General features: G+C 41.3%; 10 protein-coding genes, 15 tRNA genes, 2 rRNA genes and 1 pseudogene. 23 read left to right on the forward strand and 5 right to left on the reverse strand.

Translation table 11 applies throughout. The features are described from left to right. From ACIQXR_RS06575 to ACIQXR_RS06670, 19 genes are all read left to right on the forward strand, one after another. Positions 1 to 89: ribosomal RNA gene (locus ACIQXR_RS06575) — 23S ribosomal RNA — on the forward strand; the annotation flags it as partial. A 123-nt stretch (positions 90 to 212) separates the two neighbouring features. Continuing rightward, positions 213 to 328, forward strand: a 5S ribosomal RNA gene (gene rrf / locus ACIQXR_RS06580). 9 nt (positions 329 to 337) lie between these two features. Next, positions 338 to 412 (forward strand) — tRNA-Asn (locus ACIQXR_RS06585). Between the two features lie 4 nt (positions 413 to 416). After that, a tRNA-Ser gene (locus tag ACIQXR_RS06590) sits at positions 417 to 508 on the forward strand. A 10-nt stretch (positions 509 to 518) separates the two neighbouring features. After that, a tRNA-Glu gene (locus tag ACIQXR_RS06595) sits at positions 519 to 593 on the forward strand. A gap of 15 nt (positions 594 to 608) precedes the next feature. Beyond that, positions 609 to 684, forward strand: a tRNA-Val gene (locus ACIQXR_RS06600). A gap of 85 nt (positions 685 to 769) precedes the next feature. Then, positions 770 to 843 (forward strand) — tRNA-Met (locus tag ACIQXR_RS06605). Between the two features lie 5 nt (positions 844 to 848). Continuing rightward, a tRNA-Asp gene (locus ACIQXR_RS06610) sits at positions 849 to 924 on the forward strand. Positions 925 to 937: 13 nt separating this feature from the next. Next, positions 938 to 1,013, forward strand: a tRNA-Phe gene (locus tag ACIQXR_RS06615). 7 nt (positions 1,014 to 1,020) lie between these two features. Next, positions 1,021 to 1,096 (forward strand) — tRNA-Thr (locus ACIQXR_RS06620). Positions 1,097 to 1,108: 12 nt separating this feature from the next. Then, positions 1,109 to 1,192, forward strand: a tRNA-Tyr gene (locus tag ACIQXR_RS06625). Between the two features lie 6 nt (positions 1,193 to 1,198). After that, positions 1,199 to 1,272, forward strand: a tRNA-Trp gene (locus ACIQXR_RS06630). A 14-nt stretch (positions 1,273 to 1,286) separates the two neighbouring features. Next, positions 1,287 to 1,362 (forward strand) — tRNA-His (locus tag ACIQXR_RS06635). 38 nt (positions 1,363 to 1,400) lie between these two features. Then, positions 1,401 to 1,475, forward strand: a tRNA-Gln gene (locus ACIQXR_RS06640). A 3-nt stretch (positions 1,476 to 1,478) separates the two neighbouring features. Next, positions 1,479 to 1,553: transfer RNA gene (locus tag ACIQXR_RS06645), tRNA-Gly, on the forward strand. Between the two features lie 8 nt (positions 1,554 to 1,561). After that, positions 1,562 to 1,635 (forward strand) — tRNA-Cys (locus ACIQXR_RS06650). 9 nt (positions 1,636 to 1,644) lie between these two features. Further along, a tRNA-Leu gene (locus ACIQXR_RS06655) sits at positions 1,645 to 1,725 on the forward strand. A gap of 422 nt (positions 1,726 to 2,147) precedes the next feature. Next, the gene (locus ACIQXR_RS20545) at positions 2,148 to 2,972 is read left to right on the forward strand and encodes a methyl-accepting chemotaxis protein (protein WP_427651229.1); all 825 of its coding nucleotides are present in this window, start codon (positions 2,148 to 2,150) and stop codon (positions 2,970 to 2,972) included. Between the two features lie 312 nt (positions 2,973 to 3,284). Further along, positions 3,285 to 8,240 (forward strand): S8 family serine peptidase, encoded by a 4,956-nt coding sequence (locus ACIQXR_RS06670; protein WP_402867465.1) that lies wholly within the window; start codon positions 3,285 to 3,287, stop codon positions 8,238 to 8,240. A gap of 188 nt (positions 8,241 to 8,428) precedes the next feature. Here ACIQXR_RS06670 and ACIQXR_RS06675 read toward each other — a convergent pair whose 3' ends face one another. Both ACIQXR_RS06675 and ACIQXR_RS06680 read right to left on the reverse strand, forming a co-directional pair. Beyond that, entirely contained in the window at positions 8,429 to 9,319 is an 891-nt protein-coding gene (locus ACIQXR_RS06675) for a TauD/TfdA dioxygenase family protein (RefSeq protein WP_402867466.1), read from the reverse strand. A gap of 613 nt (positions 9,320 to 9,932) precedes the next feature. Further along, positions 9,933 to 11,090 (reverse strand): ATP-binding protein, encoded by a 1,158-nt coding sequence (locus tag ACIQXR_RS06680; RefSeq protein WP_403079763.1) that lies wholly within the window; start codon positions 11,088 to 11,090, stop codon positions 9,933 to 9,935. Between the two features lie 362 nt (positions 11,091 to 11,452). On the opposite strand from ACIQXR_RS06680, the gene ACIQXR_RS06685 reads away from it, so the two are divergent. Both ACIQXR_RS06685 and ACIQXR_RS06690 read left to right on the forward strand, forming a co-directional pair. Further along, positions 11,453 to 12,592: a zinc-dependent alcohol dehydrogenase gene (locus ACIQXR_RS06685; RefSeq protein WP_402867468.1), complete on the forward strand. Its 1,140-nt coding sequence runs from the start codon at positions 11,453 to 11,455 to the stop codon at positions 12,590 to 12,592. Positions 12,593 to 12,891: 299 nt separating this feature from the next. After that, positions 12,892 to 13,350, forward strand: a complete 459-nt coding sequence (locus tag ACIQXR_RS06690; RefSeq protein ID WP_402867469.1) for a hypothetical protein — start codon at positions 12,892 to 12,894, stop codon at positions 13,348 to 13,350. Between the two features lie 34 nt (positions 13,351 to 13,384). On the opposite strand, the gene ACIQXR_RS06695 is transcribed toward ACIQXR_RS06690, so the two are convergent. Both ACIQXR_RS06695 and ACIQXR_RS06700 read right to left on the reverse strand, forming a co-directional pair. Further along, complete coding sequence (locus tag ACIQXR_RS06695) at positions 13,385 to 14,158, reverse strand: STAS domain-containing protein (protein ID WP_402867470.1); 774 nt, start codon at positions 14,156 to 14,158, stop codon at positions 13,385 to 13,387. Positions 14,159 to 14,315: 157 nt separating this feature from the next. After that, complete coding sequence (locus ACIQXR_RS06700) at positions 14,316 to 15,209, reverse strand: PdaC/SigV domain-containing protein (protein WP_402867471.1); 894 nt, start codon at positions 15,207 to 15,209, stop codon at positions 14,316 to 14,318. 112 nt (positions 15,210 to 15,321) lie between these two features. On the opposite strand from ACIQXR_RS06700, the gene ACIQXR_RS06705 reads away from it, so the two are divergent. Together ACIQXR_RS06705 and ACIQXR_RS06710 are read left to right on the forward strand one after the other, a co-directional pair. After that, on the forward strand, positions 15,322 to 15,870 hold the full coding sequence (locus ACIQXR_RS06705; protein ID WP_402867472.1) for a histidine phosphatase family protein: 549 nt from the start codon (positions 15,322 to 15,324) through the stop codon (positions 15,868 to 15,870). 202 nt (positions 15,871 to 16,072) lie between these two features. Next, positions 16,073 to 16,861, forward strand: a complete 789-nt coding sequence (locus ACIQXR_RS06710; RefSeq protein ID WP_402867473.1) for an HAD family hydrolase — start codon at positions 16,073 to 16,075, stop codon at positions 16,859 to 16,861. A 33-nt stretch (positions 16,862 to 16,894) separates the two neighbouring features. Here the strand turns inward: ACIQXR_RS06710 and ACIQXR_RS06715 are convergent. After that, positions 16,895 to 17,403 (reverse strand): annotated as a pseudogene (locus tag ACIQXR_RS06715) (DUF3231 family protein). Positions 17,404 to 17,566: the final 163 nt, after the last annotated feature.

Raw genomic sequence — 17,566 nt, forward strand, 5'->3', positions numbered from 1 at the left:
CCTGAAAGATGATCAGGTTGATAGGTCAGAGGTGGAAGCGTGGCGACATGTGGAGCTGACTGATACTAATAGATCGAGGACTTAACCAACGCTTTAAAAAGATGAACACCTTCTGATATTATCTAGTTTTGAAGGAATGAAAATTTCTTCTTGCATTTTTTAAAAAAGATGATATAATAATAGATGTCTTGAAAAAATGCTAACCAACAATGTTTGGTGACGATAGCGAAGAGGTCACACCCGTTCCCATTCCGAACACGGCAGTTAAGCTCTTCAGCGCCGATGGTAGTTGGGGGTTTCCCCCTGTGAGAGTAGGACGTCGCCAAGCTTGTATTGTTCCGCAGTAGCTCAGTGGTAGAGCATTCGGCTGTTAACCGAACGGTCGTAGGTTCGAGTCCTACCTGCGGAGCCATATTGGAGAGCTGTCCGAGTGGCCGAAGGAGCACGATTGGAAATCGTGTAGACGGGTAACCCTGTCTCAAGGGTTCAAATCCCTTGCTCTCCGCCATTTAATACCTGGCCCGTTGGTCAAGCGGTTAAGACACCGCCCTTTCACGGCGGTAACACGGGTTCGATTCCCGTACGGGTCACCATTTCGATAACTTATTGGAGGATTAGCTCAGCTGGGAGAGCATCTGCCTTACAAGCAGAGGGTCGGCGGTTCGATCCCGTCATCCTCCACCATTTCTTTTAAAAAGCATCAAGTTGTTTCTTTATGAATGGAACACTTAACACGAAAACTTGAGGCATATAGTAACATTATTATTATCGCGGGGTGGAGCAGTCCGGTAGCTCGTCGGGCTCATAACCCGAAGGTCGCAGGTTCAAATCCTGTCCCCGCAATCTATGGTCCCGTGGTGTAGCGGTTAACATGCCTGCCTGTCACGCAGGAGATCGCGGGTTCGATTCCCGTCGGGACCGCCATTTTTAATTGTTTGGCTCAGTAGCTCAGTCGGTAGAGCAAAGGACTGAAAATCCTTGTGTCGGCGGTTCGATTCCGTCCTGAGCCACCATAGTAGTGCCGGTGTAGCTCAACTGGTAGAGCAACTGACTTGTAATCAGTAGGTTGGGGGTTCAAGTCCTCTTGCCGGCACCATGTTTCATCCGTGGAGGGGTAGCGAAGTGGCTAAACGCGGCGGACTGTAAATCCGCTCCTTCGGGTTCGGCAGTTCGAATCTGCCCCCCTCCACCATCTTACAGGGGTATAGTTTAAAGGTAGAACAGAGGTCTCCAAAACCTCCGGTGTGGGTTCGAGTCCTACTACCCCTGCCAATTTTATTGTTATGGCGATTGTGGCGAAGTGGTTAACGCACCTGATTGTGGTTCAGGCATTCGTGGGTTCGATTCCCATCAGTCGCCCCATTTTCAATAAAATGATGGTATAATGAATATAACATTAATGGGCTATAGCCAAGCGGTAAGGCAACGGATTTTGATTCCGTCATGCGAAGGTTCGATCCCTTCTAGCCCAGCCATATGCGAAAGTAGTTCAGTGGTAGAATACAACCTTGCCAAGGTTGGGGTCGCGGGTTCGAATCCCGTCTTTCGCTCCAAAAATGTTGGCGGCATAGCCAAGCGGTAAGGCAGAGGTCTGCAAAACCTTTATCACCGGTTCAATTCCGGTTGCCGCCTCCAACAAATTTTGCCCGAGTGGTGGAATGGCAGACACGCTGCACTCAAAATGCAGTGCCGCAAGGCGTGCCGGTTCGACCCCGGCCTCGGGTATCATACGGTCGAAGATATTAAATACAAAAAGGATCTCAACTTAATTGTTGAGGTCCTTTTTGTATTTAATAAACATGAGATTTAGATTATACGTCAGAAAGGATGTGAAATATGTCCATTCTCAATTCAGGTTATGCAATTCTTTCTTCAATAACTTAAGACATTCCCCTTACTTGTTATTTACTATGGTGATTGGATTATCAAAAATTCGAACCATAATGTTTTTATATGCGTTTAACAAAGCGATAAACGCAATGCTCTTAGTGAACGAAACTAATTGAAATAGGTTGAAACGCTAGGTGGATTGCCCTGAAATTTTCTAATGACATGATTAAATTGAAAAATAAAGAGTTCAGTATAGGCGTTCTTACCCATTATCCTGTAATATTATTACTAAACGTAATAACAGGGGGTTTTTTGATATGAGCATTTCTTTAAGGACTAACATAAGCACTCAAGTATTGGATGAAACATCCGTTTTAGCTGCACTGGAGTCAAATTTAGCAATGATAGAATTCAATCTAAATAGAGAAGTAATATGGGTAAATGAAAACTTTGCAATGACCTTGGGATATACAATTGACGAAATGAAAAATATGCAGCATCATCAATTTTGTACAACGGAATTCAGGAATACCCGAGAATATGAATCATTATGGGTTACCCTCAAAAATGGAAAAAGGTTTCAAGAAAAAATTCAAAGGGTCGGTAAAACCGGTAATCTCCTATGGCTCGAAGCCACCTATATACCCATCCTAAATGAAGAAGGTAGAGTCCATGCTGTTCTTAAAATCGCAACAGATATTACAGAGCGTGAAAACAACACAATAAAAATCATTTCTCAGCTAAAAGATATGCCTGAAAAATTAGTGAATATCGTTGTTGAGAATTCCAATGAGAAAATTCAAGCAGTGGAGTCACTAAAAAAACAAACGGGTTTAATAAGTGATGTATCTAAAATCATACAAACCATCTCTTTCCAAACAAATGTATTGGCCTTAAATGCAGCGATCGAAGCAGCTCGAGTAGGGGAACAAGGTCGAGGTTTTAAAGTGGTTGCAGACGAAGTTAGAAGATTAGCAGGAAATGTTGATAAAGCCATAAAAAATATAAATTCCAATGTAGAAAATATTACTTTAGACGTAGTGAAGGTTAGTGAGATAACAGAAGATTTACAAAAAATAATCATAGACACTCAATCCATATTCAATAAGACGATTGAAAAGTTAGAAGGGATGACTAAATAAATGAGAAGGCTAGGTTTTCCTAAACTCAATATTCTTAATTTTTAAAAAATGTGGATAAAGAGAAATCATTACTTGATATCATAATGGAGCTATTGAAAATCTCTACAGATTGGCCCTCTTAGTATAGGGCTTTTTTTGTTTTCCAAGCTATGAGCTATATCAGGGCATGGGGCTGAATATTGAATCTAGGTATTAGGGATGATACTGCTAGATTTTTCGGAAAAATTATTGACAATGATAATCATTCTCGACTATGATGGTTTGGTGTGGTCCACCACATATACGGTAATGAGTAGGGAGAGAGCTTATTTTATGAGACAGAAAAAAACTTGGCTTCAAACGATGGCAGCAATTACGCTTGCCACATCTGCAATTCTACCAGTCGGTTCAATAGCTTCTGCGGAGGAGGAATCCAATACAGAGACCGATCAATTAATAGTTAAATATAAAACGAATAAAACCGCCTTATCAAAAAAACAAATGAAAAACATAGGCGTTGAAGATGTAGAAGAGGAAAATCAACTGGGGCTGTATGATGTAAAAGCTGAAGAAGCAAATACTGCCATTACAAAGCTTGAAAAGATGGATAACGTCGAATATGTTGAGAAAAATGTTACATATCAAACCGCTGAAACTATAGATGTAAATGATACATATTATAAAAACCAATGGAACTTAAGTGCCATCGATGCACAGGGCGCATGGGAAAACGTCAAGGATAATAGCAATCTAGTAAAAGTAGCTGTGCTTGATACAGGTGTTCAAGGTACTCATGAAGACTTAGCAGGCCGTGTACTAGAGGGGAAAACATTCGTAGAAGGATATGATGCAGCGTTTCAAGGGGATGACCAAGGTCATGGTACATTCGTATCCGGGATCATTGCCGCGAATGCTAATAATGGAAAAGGGATTTCCGGTATAGCAGGTGAGAAGAATGTCCAAATACTCCCTGTTAAGGTCATGAATAAATCAGGTGTCGGGGATGCCTTCAATATTGCACAAGGTATTGATTATGCAGTTGAGCAAGGTGCTGATGTCATCAATATGAGCATAAGCGGTGAATATAGCGAGACAATAGAAAAGGCCGTAAAGAATGCGGCGGACAAAGGTGTCGTCGTTGTAGCTGCTTCAGGTAACGGTGGCGGCAATGCAGATGCATCCTATCCTGCCGCTCTTCCGAATGTCTTATCGGTTGGTGCCATTGCTACAAAAGATCAAGTGTATGAACGCTCGAATTATGGGAGCACTTTAGATATCGTGGCACCAGGCGTCAATGTTTTAAGTACTTCATTACTTGGTGATTTAGGTACGGATGCAGGCCACTACTCTACAGGTTCTGGTACATCCTATGCTGCTCCACATGTCGCTGCCGTTGCGGCGCTGTATAAGCTCAACCATCCAGAAGCGACTTCGAGTCAAGTCGAAGAAGCATTAACATCAACGGCAATCGATTTGAACGAAGAGGGCTGGGATGAGAAAACGGGCCATGGTAAGCTAAATGCGAAAGCCGCGTTAGCGGATGATGTGGAAACTCCCTCATTAGCATTCGTCTTACCGAAAAAGAATGCGAATGTCGTTGGCACCACGACTGTACAAGTAGCGATTAATGATGCGAATACAAGTAAGACTATTTTCTATACAGACGAAGTAAACGATGGAAATGTCATCGGTGAGGTAAAGACAGCGAGTCAAACCTCGGTGCAATTCAAATGGGATACGACTAAGGTGGCAGACAGGTCACATCAGGTAATTGCCGTTGCACTCGATTCGAATGGTAAAGAACTGTCCCGTACTCAAACATCAGTGAAGGTAATGAATGCCCCGCAATCAGGCTACATGTTCACGGTTACGACACCAAGCGGTACAATCGCAAAAGGTGCATCCGTTAAATTGTATGAAAAAGTGGAACAAGAGGATGACACAAATGCTCATGGCTACAATGAATTGTGGACAGGCACGACAGATACGGAAGGAGCCGTTCGTGTACCGAGCCATGTGGGTACGGATTTGAAAAACTTACAAGTTGTTGTACAAGGGAAATTCGATACGGCAAAAGGTAACTCGTGGTTCATGTATTCACGTGAGGTGGCTTCATCAGGAACGATTACGTTAAAAAGTGAAAATACCGTTCCAGTCGCATTGAATACGGTGGATGAAGAAGGAAAAGGTTTGCCAGGTGCACAATACTTCATCGCCATGAAAGATGCAAAGGATATGACATTAGGTTCAACGACAATGATTAATGAGGAAGGTGCGAAAGAGGCACCGACTGTCTATTTAGATAAGGGCGCATATAATATTTTCTCCTACCATAAGGCCGAGGGGAAAACGTACTTCCTATCAAATACAGCAGCCCAAGTAGGGAACGATACGAAGACTTTGAATTTTGACAGCCGTGAAGCTGGGGAAGTGGCCATTGATAATCGTGAAAAGGGACTGGAAAATGGCGTGTTGTATTTATATAATGATGCCATTTCAGAAGCAATCGGTTCAGACGAAGTCATCACTGGTCAAAAATTCTTTGCCACACCGGGTGACTACGATTATATGGTTGATGCGGAAGTGAAGGATCCGGATGGCGGGGAAAACTGGGTTTACGTCCTTGCGAATGATAAAACAAAAGCCGTCATCAAAAAAAATAAAAAGACGGTGATTAAAGCCGGTGGTTCAATCGATATTACAAAATTTGAACCGGATCAAGAATCACTTAAAAATTACTACAAGCAACGGGGCTTAACGTACATTGAACGTCCTTATCCAAATATTGCGTATAAACTAGATAAAGCATTTTACACGAAGCAAACATTTGGTGATGATTACGGCAATAAATTAGCGGGCATGTACCGAGGCTCCCTACATTCAGAAGATGCTTTATATAAAAAAGATGTGAATACAGGAAAAACCGTGACCACTGTGGATGATGAAGCACAGATCGAAACGATTAACTTTGGTGATATTTATTCGAAGTACAAAGTTATGAGACTATCTGATAATAAAGTGATGCTTGATAGCCATGCGAAAAACGCAACAAACCCAGCCAACCGCCAATATTATTTCTATTCTTTCTGGGTGACGAGCAGTTCGGACGTGACAGAAGGAAAATATGAAATTTCACTGACGTTAGATGAAAACCCTTTAGCGAAAAAGGGCTTATACAAGGCAATCAATATTGACATGCAGGATTCAGGCACGACGATGCAGGTAAAAAATAAGGGTGGTAATAATGTTCCATCATACATCACGATCAATCGTTTAGAGAAAACGGAAGATGGCGATTCGGAATGGGTCCAATCTCTGGGTCAGAATACGGATACGACGAAAAGTTTATCATTACCAAGCAATCTCGAATTAAGCGATGAAGAAAATGGTAACATGGCGATTATTCGTTATATGCAGCCATCAGGTGAATACTCGTATATATTCCGCCAGTTCACCAGTTTAGATGAATTAAAGAACATCTCCATTCCGGATAATATGCAAAAGGTTGCGGTGACGGCGATGGATGGGGACAAAAAGCTTGATGGTGTCTCTACAAGACTTTGGATGATTAAAAAGCCTGTTACAATAGGTGGTCAAACAACCTATGTAACGGCGAATAATTTACAAAATTATAAGTATGATTCAATTTATCTAGAACCAGGAAACTTCGTCATGGAAGGGAACTATGTTTCATTACCGGATGAAAACAACCAGAAGGCCAACTATTATTTCCTTGAACCTACAGTACAAGTGAAAGATGGCCAAACGAATACAGTGGTTTTCGATAAAGAGAAATTAGCCCAAGTGAAGGTCTCAGCTGACGCAACAGGCTACAGCGATGTACGAGGGGCCATTATTTATCCGTACAACGAATATAGTCAGTCCTTTATAAAAACATTACGCGTTGGTCATACCTTTTATGTACCGTCCAATTTAAAAATGGATTTACAAGTTCAACTAGGTCTTGGCGACAATGAATCAGCGAATATCATTTGGAACTACTTCCTATCAAAAGGTGAACAAACATTCCAAAAAGGGCAGCAAGTCCAGTGGCAGGTTGGAGGCGACTTCAAGGCTAATATTACCCTCTCAAAAACAAAACTGCTTCAAGGAGACAAGCTTTCCGGTCATACATCCATAAATGATGCATATGGGAATGCCGTATCATCGGTATTAGTCAATCAGTCGACTGACTTCAGCATAGCTGACGATGCACTCATTGCCTATGAAAAACAAGCGAACGGGCAAATTGTTGAAAAAGCAGTGAAGAGCGACTATACGATTAGTCATGGTGGAACAACGGCTTCAGCTTCAAGTGTCAAGCCTGTACTGCGTATTTACGATAAAGCGGATAATAAGGTATTCGAAGACGCCAGTCTGAGATATTACGGACATATCGATGATAAGGATATATCTTTGAAGGAAGGTCAATATCGTGCAGAATTAGCACTGGCCGCAAGTCCTAAAGGACCAATCGCATCAGCGAAGAATACGGGACTATTCAAAGTCGGTAAAGACTCTGAGATGGTAGCACCGGTTCCGGGTATCAAAGAAGAAGTAAAGGTACCGACTATCTCACCGGTCACTGATCAAACAACCATGGTAAAAGGAAAAACGACGCCTAAAGCGGTTGTGACCTTAAAAAATGGTAAAAAGAATATCAAATCAGCAAAAGCGGATAAAAATGGGCAATACACAATGAAGATTTCCAAGCAAAAAGCGGGTACAAAGTTATCTCTTTCTGCGACACTAAAAGGCTATACGGCTAGTAAGGTAAAAACGATTACCGTGCTCGACCGCACCGCGCCAACCGTTAAGCCCATTACAGTGACAGATAAAACGACTGCTGTCACGATCGTTACCGAAAAAAATGTGACGATGACATTCACTGCAAAAGGAATGACGTATACAAAGCCTGTTTATAAAAATGGAAAGTATACATTAAAAATCGCCAAACTCCCTGCCAAGACGAAATGGACATTGATCGTCAAGGACAAAGCCGGGAATAAAACGAAGAAAACAGGCGTTGTATTAGATCGAACTGCTCCAAAAGCAGCGACTGTAGAAAAAGTGACAACGGCAACTACTATCGCGAAGGGAAAAGCTGAGAAAAAAGCCACGGTCACCATATATAAAGGAAAAGAAAAAGTAGCATCGGGTAAAGTCAATGCGAAAGGCACATTCTCAATCAAGGTGCCAAAGCAAAAAGCCAATACGACATTGCATGTTGTCGTCCAGGATGCAGCGAAGAATAAGTCAAAAGTGGCGAAAGTTAAAGTTGGGAAATAACTACGAACCAACCTCCGATATAGGAATATCGGAGGTTGGTTTTTTTTAGCTCTAAATGATTTGGGGTTAACAAACAATTCAGGGATAGAAAAATAATCGGATTTAATGTCTTACAATTCAAATGAAGATCATGGAGTCCTATCAACATACTGAGAAGAAACAAATATCTGGGAGGCTCGTACTATCACTTATTTCTTATTAATTAACTTACTGGCTTCGCCTTGCTGATTTACGGGAATATCTTTTCCGACTGTGACACGGCGTACGACGCGTTGGTCTTCGTAGTCTGCTATTGCGTAATGTTGAGTGGCCAAGTTATCCCAGATTACGACATCCCCTTCAGTCCACTGCCAGCGTACGGTGTTTTCCAAGCGCGTGACGTAAGAATCAAAGATGCTTAGTAGTCTTTCGGATTCGCTTGTGGAATAGCCTTCGATCCTGCCTGCAAATCCTCCTAGTAACAGATGTTTTTTACCTGTTTCGGAGTGCACATGAACTACGGGATGTCTTGTTTTATAAACGGTCGATGCAAATACGGCACGATAGTTCTTTTTCACTTCATCATCAATCGTTTCACTTGGTTTGAATTGTGCATAATCATATTCATTTGTATGAATACCCCATGCTTCATCTGCAAGCTTTTGCAAACCTACCGGAAGGTCTTCGTATGCTTGATTCGTATTCGCCCAAACCGTGTCTCCACCCACATTTGGAATGGTGACGCCTCTTAGAATGGAGTATTTGGGAACTTCGGGAACGAACGTGACGTCAGTATGCCAATGGTTGGCTTTGGCACCTTGTTTGGAATCGAGCTCGAAGATATAGTTGGTATTGTCTTTTACGGGTACGGTTGGATGAGCGTAGGGTTCACCCAATAGACTGGAAAATGCTTCTTGGCCTGCATCGTCTAAGTGGTGTTGCCCTCTGAAGAAAATCACTTTATGCTCGTTCAGTGCTTGCTTGATTTCGTTAAAAATAGCCGGGTCCAGGTCTCCGCTTAATTGAACACCTTGAATCTCCGCTCCGATTCTTCCTGCTACTGGTACCACTTTGACTTGTTTTGTCTTAACTTCAGTCATACTATATTCCTCCTCAATTTTTGAAATGAATGTCTCCTTGATATAACCTTATCAAATAAAAATATGGTAAAGTGGGGGGACCACTGGAAAAACCCACTACGCTCTATAGCTGCATGATGTTTCAGAAAAATCCACTTTGAAAAATTTCTTTTTTCTTTCCACTAACTAGAAGTCCCATTTTTTAGATGGTTTGATTTTCTAGTGAGGTTTCACTGACATTTACAATACATCCCGCTAATACTAATCGAGAGACCGTACCTTTTTAACTGGTACTATTCCTTCAATAAGTCCCCTCCTTGTTTTAAATTACACTTTACCTACTTGAATAGTCGACTTTTAAGACGTAAGAAACAAAAAAGAGATCCAACAAAGAGTTTCCTCTTGTTGAATCTCTGGTAGACCAGTTGATTCCGAACGTCTAACTATATGGTCTATTCTGGAAAGTGGTTTGTGTATGAATGCATCTTACCAATGATTGGATGAGTTTGTCAATCTTTTATGTATTAATCTTATAGTTTTAGTTGGAATAAAAGGAAAAATTGTTTTAACGTCCAATAGAAAAGGATGACCTTATGATAGCGGGTCACCCTTTGTACCTATAGTATCAATACACTCATCCCTTATATACAGGGAAATAAATAATAAAGGAAGTTCCTTTATTCACTTGGCTTTCAACGACGATTTTCCCCTTGTACTTTTGGGCAATGGTATAGCAGACTGTCAGACCGATACCGGTTCCTCTATCTTTCAGTGAATAAAAGGGGGTGCCGATTATTTCAAGCTGTTCTTTGGATAGACCGATGCCTGTGTCGGTTATTTTGATTTTTGCCATGTCTCGTTCCTGACTGGTCTCGACGATGATAAATCCTGGATTGTTCATGGATTCAATGCCATTTTTCATAATGTTGACCAGTAGTTGCTTGAGCTCAATGGGATTGATCTTTATGATTAAATCTTCCTTGAATAGTAGTTGGAATCCTATATTACGATTGTTTGCAAAGCTGGTCAAAAGGTCAGAGGTCTTCTGGATTTCCTGATTCAGCTGGATGACCTCAATATTATCGGTATGGGGTTTTGCCAATGATAGATAGTCATTGATAATGACCTGTGTGAATTCCAGTTCGGTAAGCATCGTTTGTACGTAGAATTTTTCCGTTTTGTTCAATTCCTTTTCTTGATCCAATAGCTGGGCAAATCCCTTTACGACCGTAATTGGGTTTCGAATCTCGTGGGCGATGGTGGCAGCAAGCTGACCGACCGAATCCAATTGCTTGGCTTGTTGTAATTCAGTATGAAAGGCATTTATGGAATTCATCCTGTTGTTTGTACTGATGAACACAAAGGCCAAGATGATCTGGATCGCGATGAAATTCAAGATATTTCCGAAACTATCAAATGAGACGTACTTATATGTATATTGTAAATTTGTATGAGAAATGAAATGGATGAAAATTGGACCGAGTATGGCATTTGATGCAGCTACAATGTAAAATCCGATTTTATCAAATAAAAATATGGGGATTAAGGGTGCCATGGCAAACATGGCCATCATGATGGCGGTATCTGGATACAACCAGAATTTCAGGTATAGGTAAATCGTGATGAGTAGAATGAAAATCGTTTTCCATTTGTTTTCGTCTTTTTTTATGAAAAAAAACAAAGATAGTATGATGGCGGATATCAAGAAAACTTGTATAGCCATATCGATAGGGTCATGTTTCCAGCTTATTGGCGATACGGAAATGCCCACCACTAGTAATAAAGACAACACAATCATGAAACTCTTAAGAATGAATCGTTGTTGGTTTTGAAAATACTGATGGTTTTTTAACATACATCACCTTATTCTAAAAATTCTATTTAATTAATAGTAATCTTTTCCTGGTTCTTTGTAAATCAGAAAAGATAGGGTGTGTGTTCAGCTTTTGATTTCCTGTCTATTACTAGAGTATGAAAGGCAGGTCAGTAAGGAAGTTGTTAGGCGGCAATAGGAATAGGTAGGAATGTATGCCCTGATTGAATCGTGGAAGTTTATTTTTTTACAAAATTTTCTTTGAAAATTTTCAAATGGGGACATATTAGTAAGATGGACGGGTATAAAAAAAGTAATAAGAATCCATTAGGAGGTTGAATATGAAGGCGGTAACTTTTCAAGGTGCAAAGGATATAAAAGTAAAAGAAGTGGAGGATCCGAAATTACAGCAGAAGGATGATATCATCGTACGGGTGACATCGACGGCGATTTGTGGGTCCGATCTTCATATTTATCAGGGAGCGCTCCCGACACATAAGGATTACGTCATTGGCCATGAGCCGATGGGAATCGTGGAGGAAGTCGGACCGGAAGTCACGAAGGTAAAGAAAGGGGACAGGGTCGTCCTTCCTTTCAATATTTCGTGTGGACATTGTTATTATTGTGAACATGATATGGAAAGCCAATGTGATAATTCGAACCGTAATGAAGAAATCGATACGGGTGGATATTTCGGCTTTACGGAACGTTATGGGAACTATCCAGGCGGACAGGCTGAATATTTGCGGGTACCATACGGAAACTTCATGCCATTCGTGATCCCGGAGTCGTGTGAACTAGAGGATGAGGCGCTTCTGTTCATGTCGGACGTGCTCCCGACCGCTTATTGGAGTGTGGAGAATGCGGGTGTGAAGGAAGGCAGCACGGTCGCCATTCTAGGGTGTGGACCAATCGGTTTGATGGCCCAGAAGTTTGCCTGGATGAAAGGCGCCAAGCGTGTGATTGCCATCGATAACCTTCCCTACAGGCTGAACCGGGCAAAACAGATGAACAAGGTGGAGACGTATAATTTCGATGAGTATAATAATATGGGTGCCTATATTAAGGAAATCACTTCAGGCGGAGTGGATATCGTCATTGACTGCGTCGGAATGGACGGAAAAAAATCAACCATTGAAGCCATCGAGCAAAAACTCAAGCTTCAGGGCGGAACATTAAGTGCCATCGAGATTGCGATGAACTCAGTCAAGAAATTCGGTACGATCCAACTGACCGGTGTATACGGATCCAAATATAATATGTTCCCGCTTGGTAATTTATTCGAACGGAACATTAACCTGAAAATGGGACAAGCCCCGGTCATTCACTACATGCCGATGCTTTTTGATAAAATTACAAAAGGTGAGTTCGATCCGACAGAAATCATCTCACATAAAGTCCCGCTCGACCAAGCGAGTGCTGCTTATCAAATATTTAACGACCATGAAGATGAATGCATCAAAGTCGTGTTAAAACCATAAAAATGCTTCATGCATGCCAAAAGCCAATGCGTCTATCCATTGGCTTTTTTTGTGCAGAGGATGAAAATACGAGTATACGAGGTCCGGTTATTCCAGTATGGTCGATATGGGAAATGGACATTTTGGTATGTTGTCTGGCAGATCGGGGCCAGGTGAGGAAGAGACTATCAACATTCACTTTTATGCTAAAGAGAAAAATGTACTGTTATTAAGAAAGAATCGCTTCGAAGGGAGATTGAATAGACGCGTCAGGGGGAGAAAATGTTATATAATAATAGCAAAAGTAAGGGGGAGAGTGAATGATAGTGAATACTGTAGCAGAATTGTGTGCAGAAGTTGAGAAGGTGTACCAGCCGTTACATGTTACATTAACGATTGACATCCTAGATAAGAGATTCGGTCCTGTAAAGGCGGAAGCGGAGATTACCGTTTGCCCCGTTGAATCCAAGGGGTATTTCGAGATCCTGGTCGAGGAACTTGAATCGGAGCATATCTATGCTGCTGAAAATGGGTCCATTTATGGCAGCTTTGGCATTGACCAAAGTATCCAGGTTTATGATGAGGTATTGAACACGGTTCCATTCGATGCATTAATCGGAACGGGAAACTGGAAAGAAAAGATGGATTCATATTTGGCGGAAGATACATTAAAGAGTCAACTTGAAACCGTGCTGAAGAATTACCAGTTCAGCGATATGAGCGGGAAATATAAATTCAGAAAAATATGCACGATAACGGACTTTCACCTTGAAAAGTGAACAAAATAATAGAGAAGGCGATGTCGCCTTCTCTTTATTCTTTAATTAATTTAAATCCATTGGTATCCAAGATATATTGAATGCCTTGCCTAAAGGAATTGAAGGGACGAAAATCGATATCTATCCGAGATCGGAGGATCGACTGAGCAAGTTTTGGTCCGATGCCGACCACGACGGGTTCCACACCCATTAAGGACAGGGCCTTGAATATTTTATTGATACCATCCAATTCGAACATATCAAAGTCATGTTTAAACGAAGTGAAATCCAGGATGATATACTCGATTTGGTGATCTCTACAATAGTTCAGGATTTTAGATTGAATCGTTTCTAAACGGTCGGGCGTCATTTTTCCTATGATAGGCACTAAAGCCGTTGAATCGTGGACGGTTGGGATTATCGGCGTATCGATTTCCATAAGCAGTTTTTTGCCTTCCTTGATCGTTTCCTCATATTCCGTTACATCTTGCCATGAGAGGATAAAGCCTGTTCGCTTTCCACTTTCATTCAGTATTTCATCCACCATGATATTGGCACTGAATTTTTTGAAAAGAACGATTTGTGCCGAGTGTGGAAAAGGACCATCCCGAAGAATTTTTTCCTGTCGTTCCCCGTGAAAGGAACTGACGTTTAGTCCAATGAAATCATCGGGATTTGTTATTCTCACATAGGGACCGATGGTTACTAAAAGATCCCTCGCATATTGGTTAAACCAAACAATGGTATGGTCGGAATCCGTTAAAAAGATGTTTTCTTCTATTTTATCCAACAGTTGGTATGTGTTGACGTTATTTAATATATCTGACATGGAGATACCCCTTTATGCGATTTCTTATGATGCTCGCTCGCCAAAAATCGTAACAGATTGAGATGGATCTGTCTATTCTTTATCATATGTTAGCGAGAATGAATAAAGGGTAGTAAAAAGGCATAGGAGTTAAAGCCAATCCCCATGCCAAACTACATCATTTATAAACCGACCCCGGGATTTTTACGGATGGGTTTCCGGAAGAATAGGGAGCTACTTCGTATTCCTGGAATATTAGATAAATTCCGTCTTTAGTGTAATAAAACTGGGAATGTTTGTTTACGGGAACATCACTTTGTTTATCGACAAAAAAGTCTTCATGTTTGCTCATGTATTTGTAAGCGTACTTCTGTACTTTCTTATATTTCTGTTTCGATGTGAGGATGTCGGCAATTTTCATTTGCTTGCCGGAAGATATTTTGAAATTATATGATGTTACAGCGCCGATTCCGTGTGCCCCGCCCTCATATACATAATTGTAGAGCAGGATACTTAGCTTTCCGTCTTGGTTGTACTTCACTTTATATTGGGTCGCATACATATAGTTACACGTTTTCCCATTGCACCACTCTTCATTTTTATCATCCTTATCCGCTTGTTTCACTTTTAAATAGGATGTATAAGCTTCTTTGGCATGTTTAGTGAATGTTCGGTTGATTTTTTCCTGGGCTGTTTTACTTTTTAGTCCGGATACTTGAGGATACGATAAGTCACTGATACTTTTATACTTCTTCTTGGTAATCTTCACGGGGCTGAACGCTAAATATTTAGTAGATACATAGGATTTTTTGTCTTTGTAACGAATTTCCGACCATCCCGATTTGGTTCTGGAATAGACGGTCACTGATTTTCCTTTCTTTAGGGAGCCGACTTTTTTATAGTTGGTCCCAGGACCGCTCCTGACGGTCAAATCACTGTTCTTCGTATTGACCAAGGCATTTTCGGTAGTGGCAGCGGAAGCAGAGTCAGTTGATAGCAGAAAGTATGAAATAGTTGAAAAAGCTAGTATGGTAGCGAGGACGATTTTTGAGAGGTTTTTGATTGGCCACATGCGCATTCCTCCTAGTGCTATATTTTTACAGTTCCATTATATAAGGGTATTGATTAACTAGATAGTGTTATTTACGTATCAATTATATTACACAGATAATGAGGGGAATAGGATGAAAATTGGACTTGTACGACATTTTAAGGTCAATCATGATTTTCCAACCGGAAAGTATGTGACGGCCGATTTCATGGACCAATGGTTCAAGGATTATGATGAAGCGGATATTGTTTATGGGGAAACTCCACTATTGGATGTGGAGTGGAAGGCTTGCTACACAAGCGATATGTCGAGGGCACTGAAGACCGCCGAGCATATTTATCCCGATAAAATCATTCAAATGAAGGAACTGCGTGAAATTCCTTCGCCCCCTCTTAAAGGGAAAGTGAAACTGCCCTTCATTCTATGGGCCATCTGGATTCGGTGCTCCTCATTCTTGAACAAGCAAACGAGACTGGAAATCAAGAAAGCTGAAAAGCGGATCAATCAAGCACTGGATCAAATCTTGGCAAATGGGGAGCAAGATACCCTGATCGTGAGTCATGCGGCTCTCATGGTGTATATAAGGAAAGAGTTGATCCGAAGGGGGTTCTCTGGTCCGAAGTATGCAGTCGCCAGCAATGGGAGGTTATATATGTTCGAAAAGGTCCCCTTTCCTAAATAAGTGGAAAATAGTTTGTAAGGGGCCACAATGATAGTGGTATGGGTGGTTTGTATCCGTGTAAGTAATGCGAAAATCTTTTTATTATTCCAGAAAAAGATGTAGGTAATTTCCCCAATAGTTATTCTTTTTCCAACCGTTGTGGTTTATTATTGTAATAGTGCAATTTTTTCGAATATAACGAATGGAAAAGAGGGTGAACGTCTTGGTGAAAGCTATATTTTTTGATTTGGATGATACATTACTCTGGGATCAGAAAAGTGTGAAAGAAGCTTTTGTAGCAACATGTGAAGTGGCAAAGGCGAAGTATGACGTGAATATTGGCGAGTTTGAGGAAGCGGTGCGCAAGGAAGCACGTGAGCTTTATTCTTCTTATGATACATACGAGTTTACGAAAATGATTGGAATCAATCCTTTCGAAGGGCTTTGGGGAGATTTTCAGGATGACCATGATGAGTTCCGGAAAATGGCCAAGATTGTGCCGACATACCGGAAAGAGGCATGGACCAGAGGGTTGAAGGCCCTAGGTATTGATGATCCGGCATTCGGGGCGGAACTTGCAGAACGCTTTCCGGCTGAGAGACGGAAAAAGCCGTTCATCTATGAAGAGTCCTTCCGCGTGTTGGATGAGTTAAAAGGAAAGTACAAATTGTTATTGCTGACGAATGGTTCACCCCAGCTTCAAAATACGAAGCTTGAAATCACGCCTGAACTTGTCCCATATTTTGATCAGATTGTCATTTCCGGTGCGTTTGGACGCGGAAAACCGGATGCTTCCATTTTTGAGCATGCACTTGAACTCATGAATCTTGATAAGGATGAAGTGCTCATGGTCGGTGATAATTTAATGACGGATATTCTTGGTGCCACACGTGCCGGCATTCAGTCGGTATGGATCAATCGTCATGACAAGGAACGGAATGAAGTCATCCCTTCCTATGAAATCAAACATCTAGAAGAACTATATCCCATTCTTGAGGGGTTAAAAGAATAAAACAGAAATCCCCCTTTATCTTGGGGATTCATTTTATTTCGTTTTATTAAAATGGAGGGGTGGCGGGACCAACCATCCTTTTTTCTTGTTCAAATGAAGGAAATTGGCACCCATAGCTGCATGTTCAGTATGGAATTGTTCGAACATCCCTGCAATGTCCTCCCGTATGGATTGGGCTATCATATTGCTGCAAGCTATTAAACCGGCGGCAATATCCATGGATATGGAAGCGGCGATTTCCGGGTCCTGAAAGCGGGCGCCAACGGGGATTTCTTCAATATCGACTTTTGATCGATCAGGTGGCGTTGGAGGTAATCCGATACCATTTTCCTTTCAATAGTGCCTCCACTTTGGCGATTTCCTGTTTCCCTCTTTCGATTTTTTCTTCAATCAATTTACGCAGATCTTCATCACCAGCATGGTTGAGCAAGGTTTGATGACAAGCGATACAAGCCCTTTGTGGTTGCTAAATAGGTCCACGTTCCAAATACTTCTCCGTAGTGCATCGGTTCTTCTTTTGGATTTCCACTTAATATTCCCATCGTCAACCTCCTTATGAAATAGGCAATCATACTGTAATGTACTCTGTTTCCACACCGTTATTAATCGCAACGAAGAACGATATTTCAATGAGAAATTTGGTCAATGGAAGGGAACAGGCATGAATATTCCCTATCGGTTTACCCATACTAATATTGGTTCCAA

It is taken from the genome of Peribacillus sp. NPDC097224, from assembly GCF_044761985.1.
In the GTDB taxonomy this organism is placed as follows: Bacteria; Bacillota; Bacilli; order Bacillales; family DSM-1321; genus Peribacillus.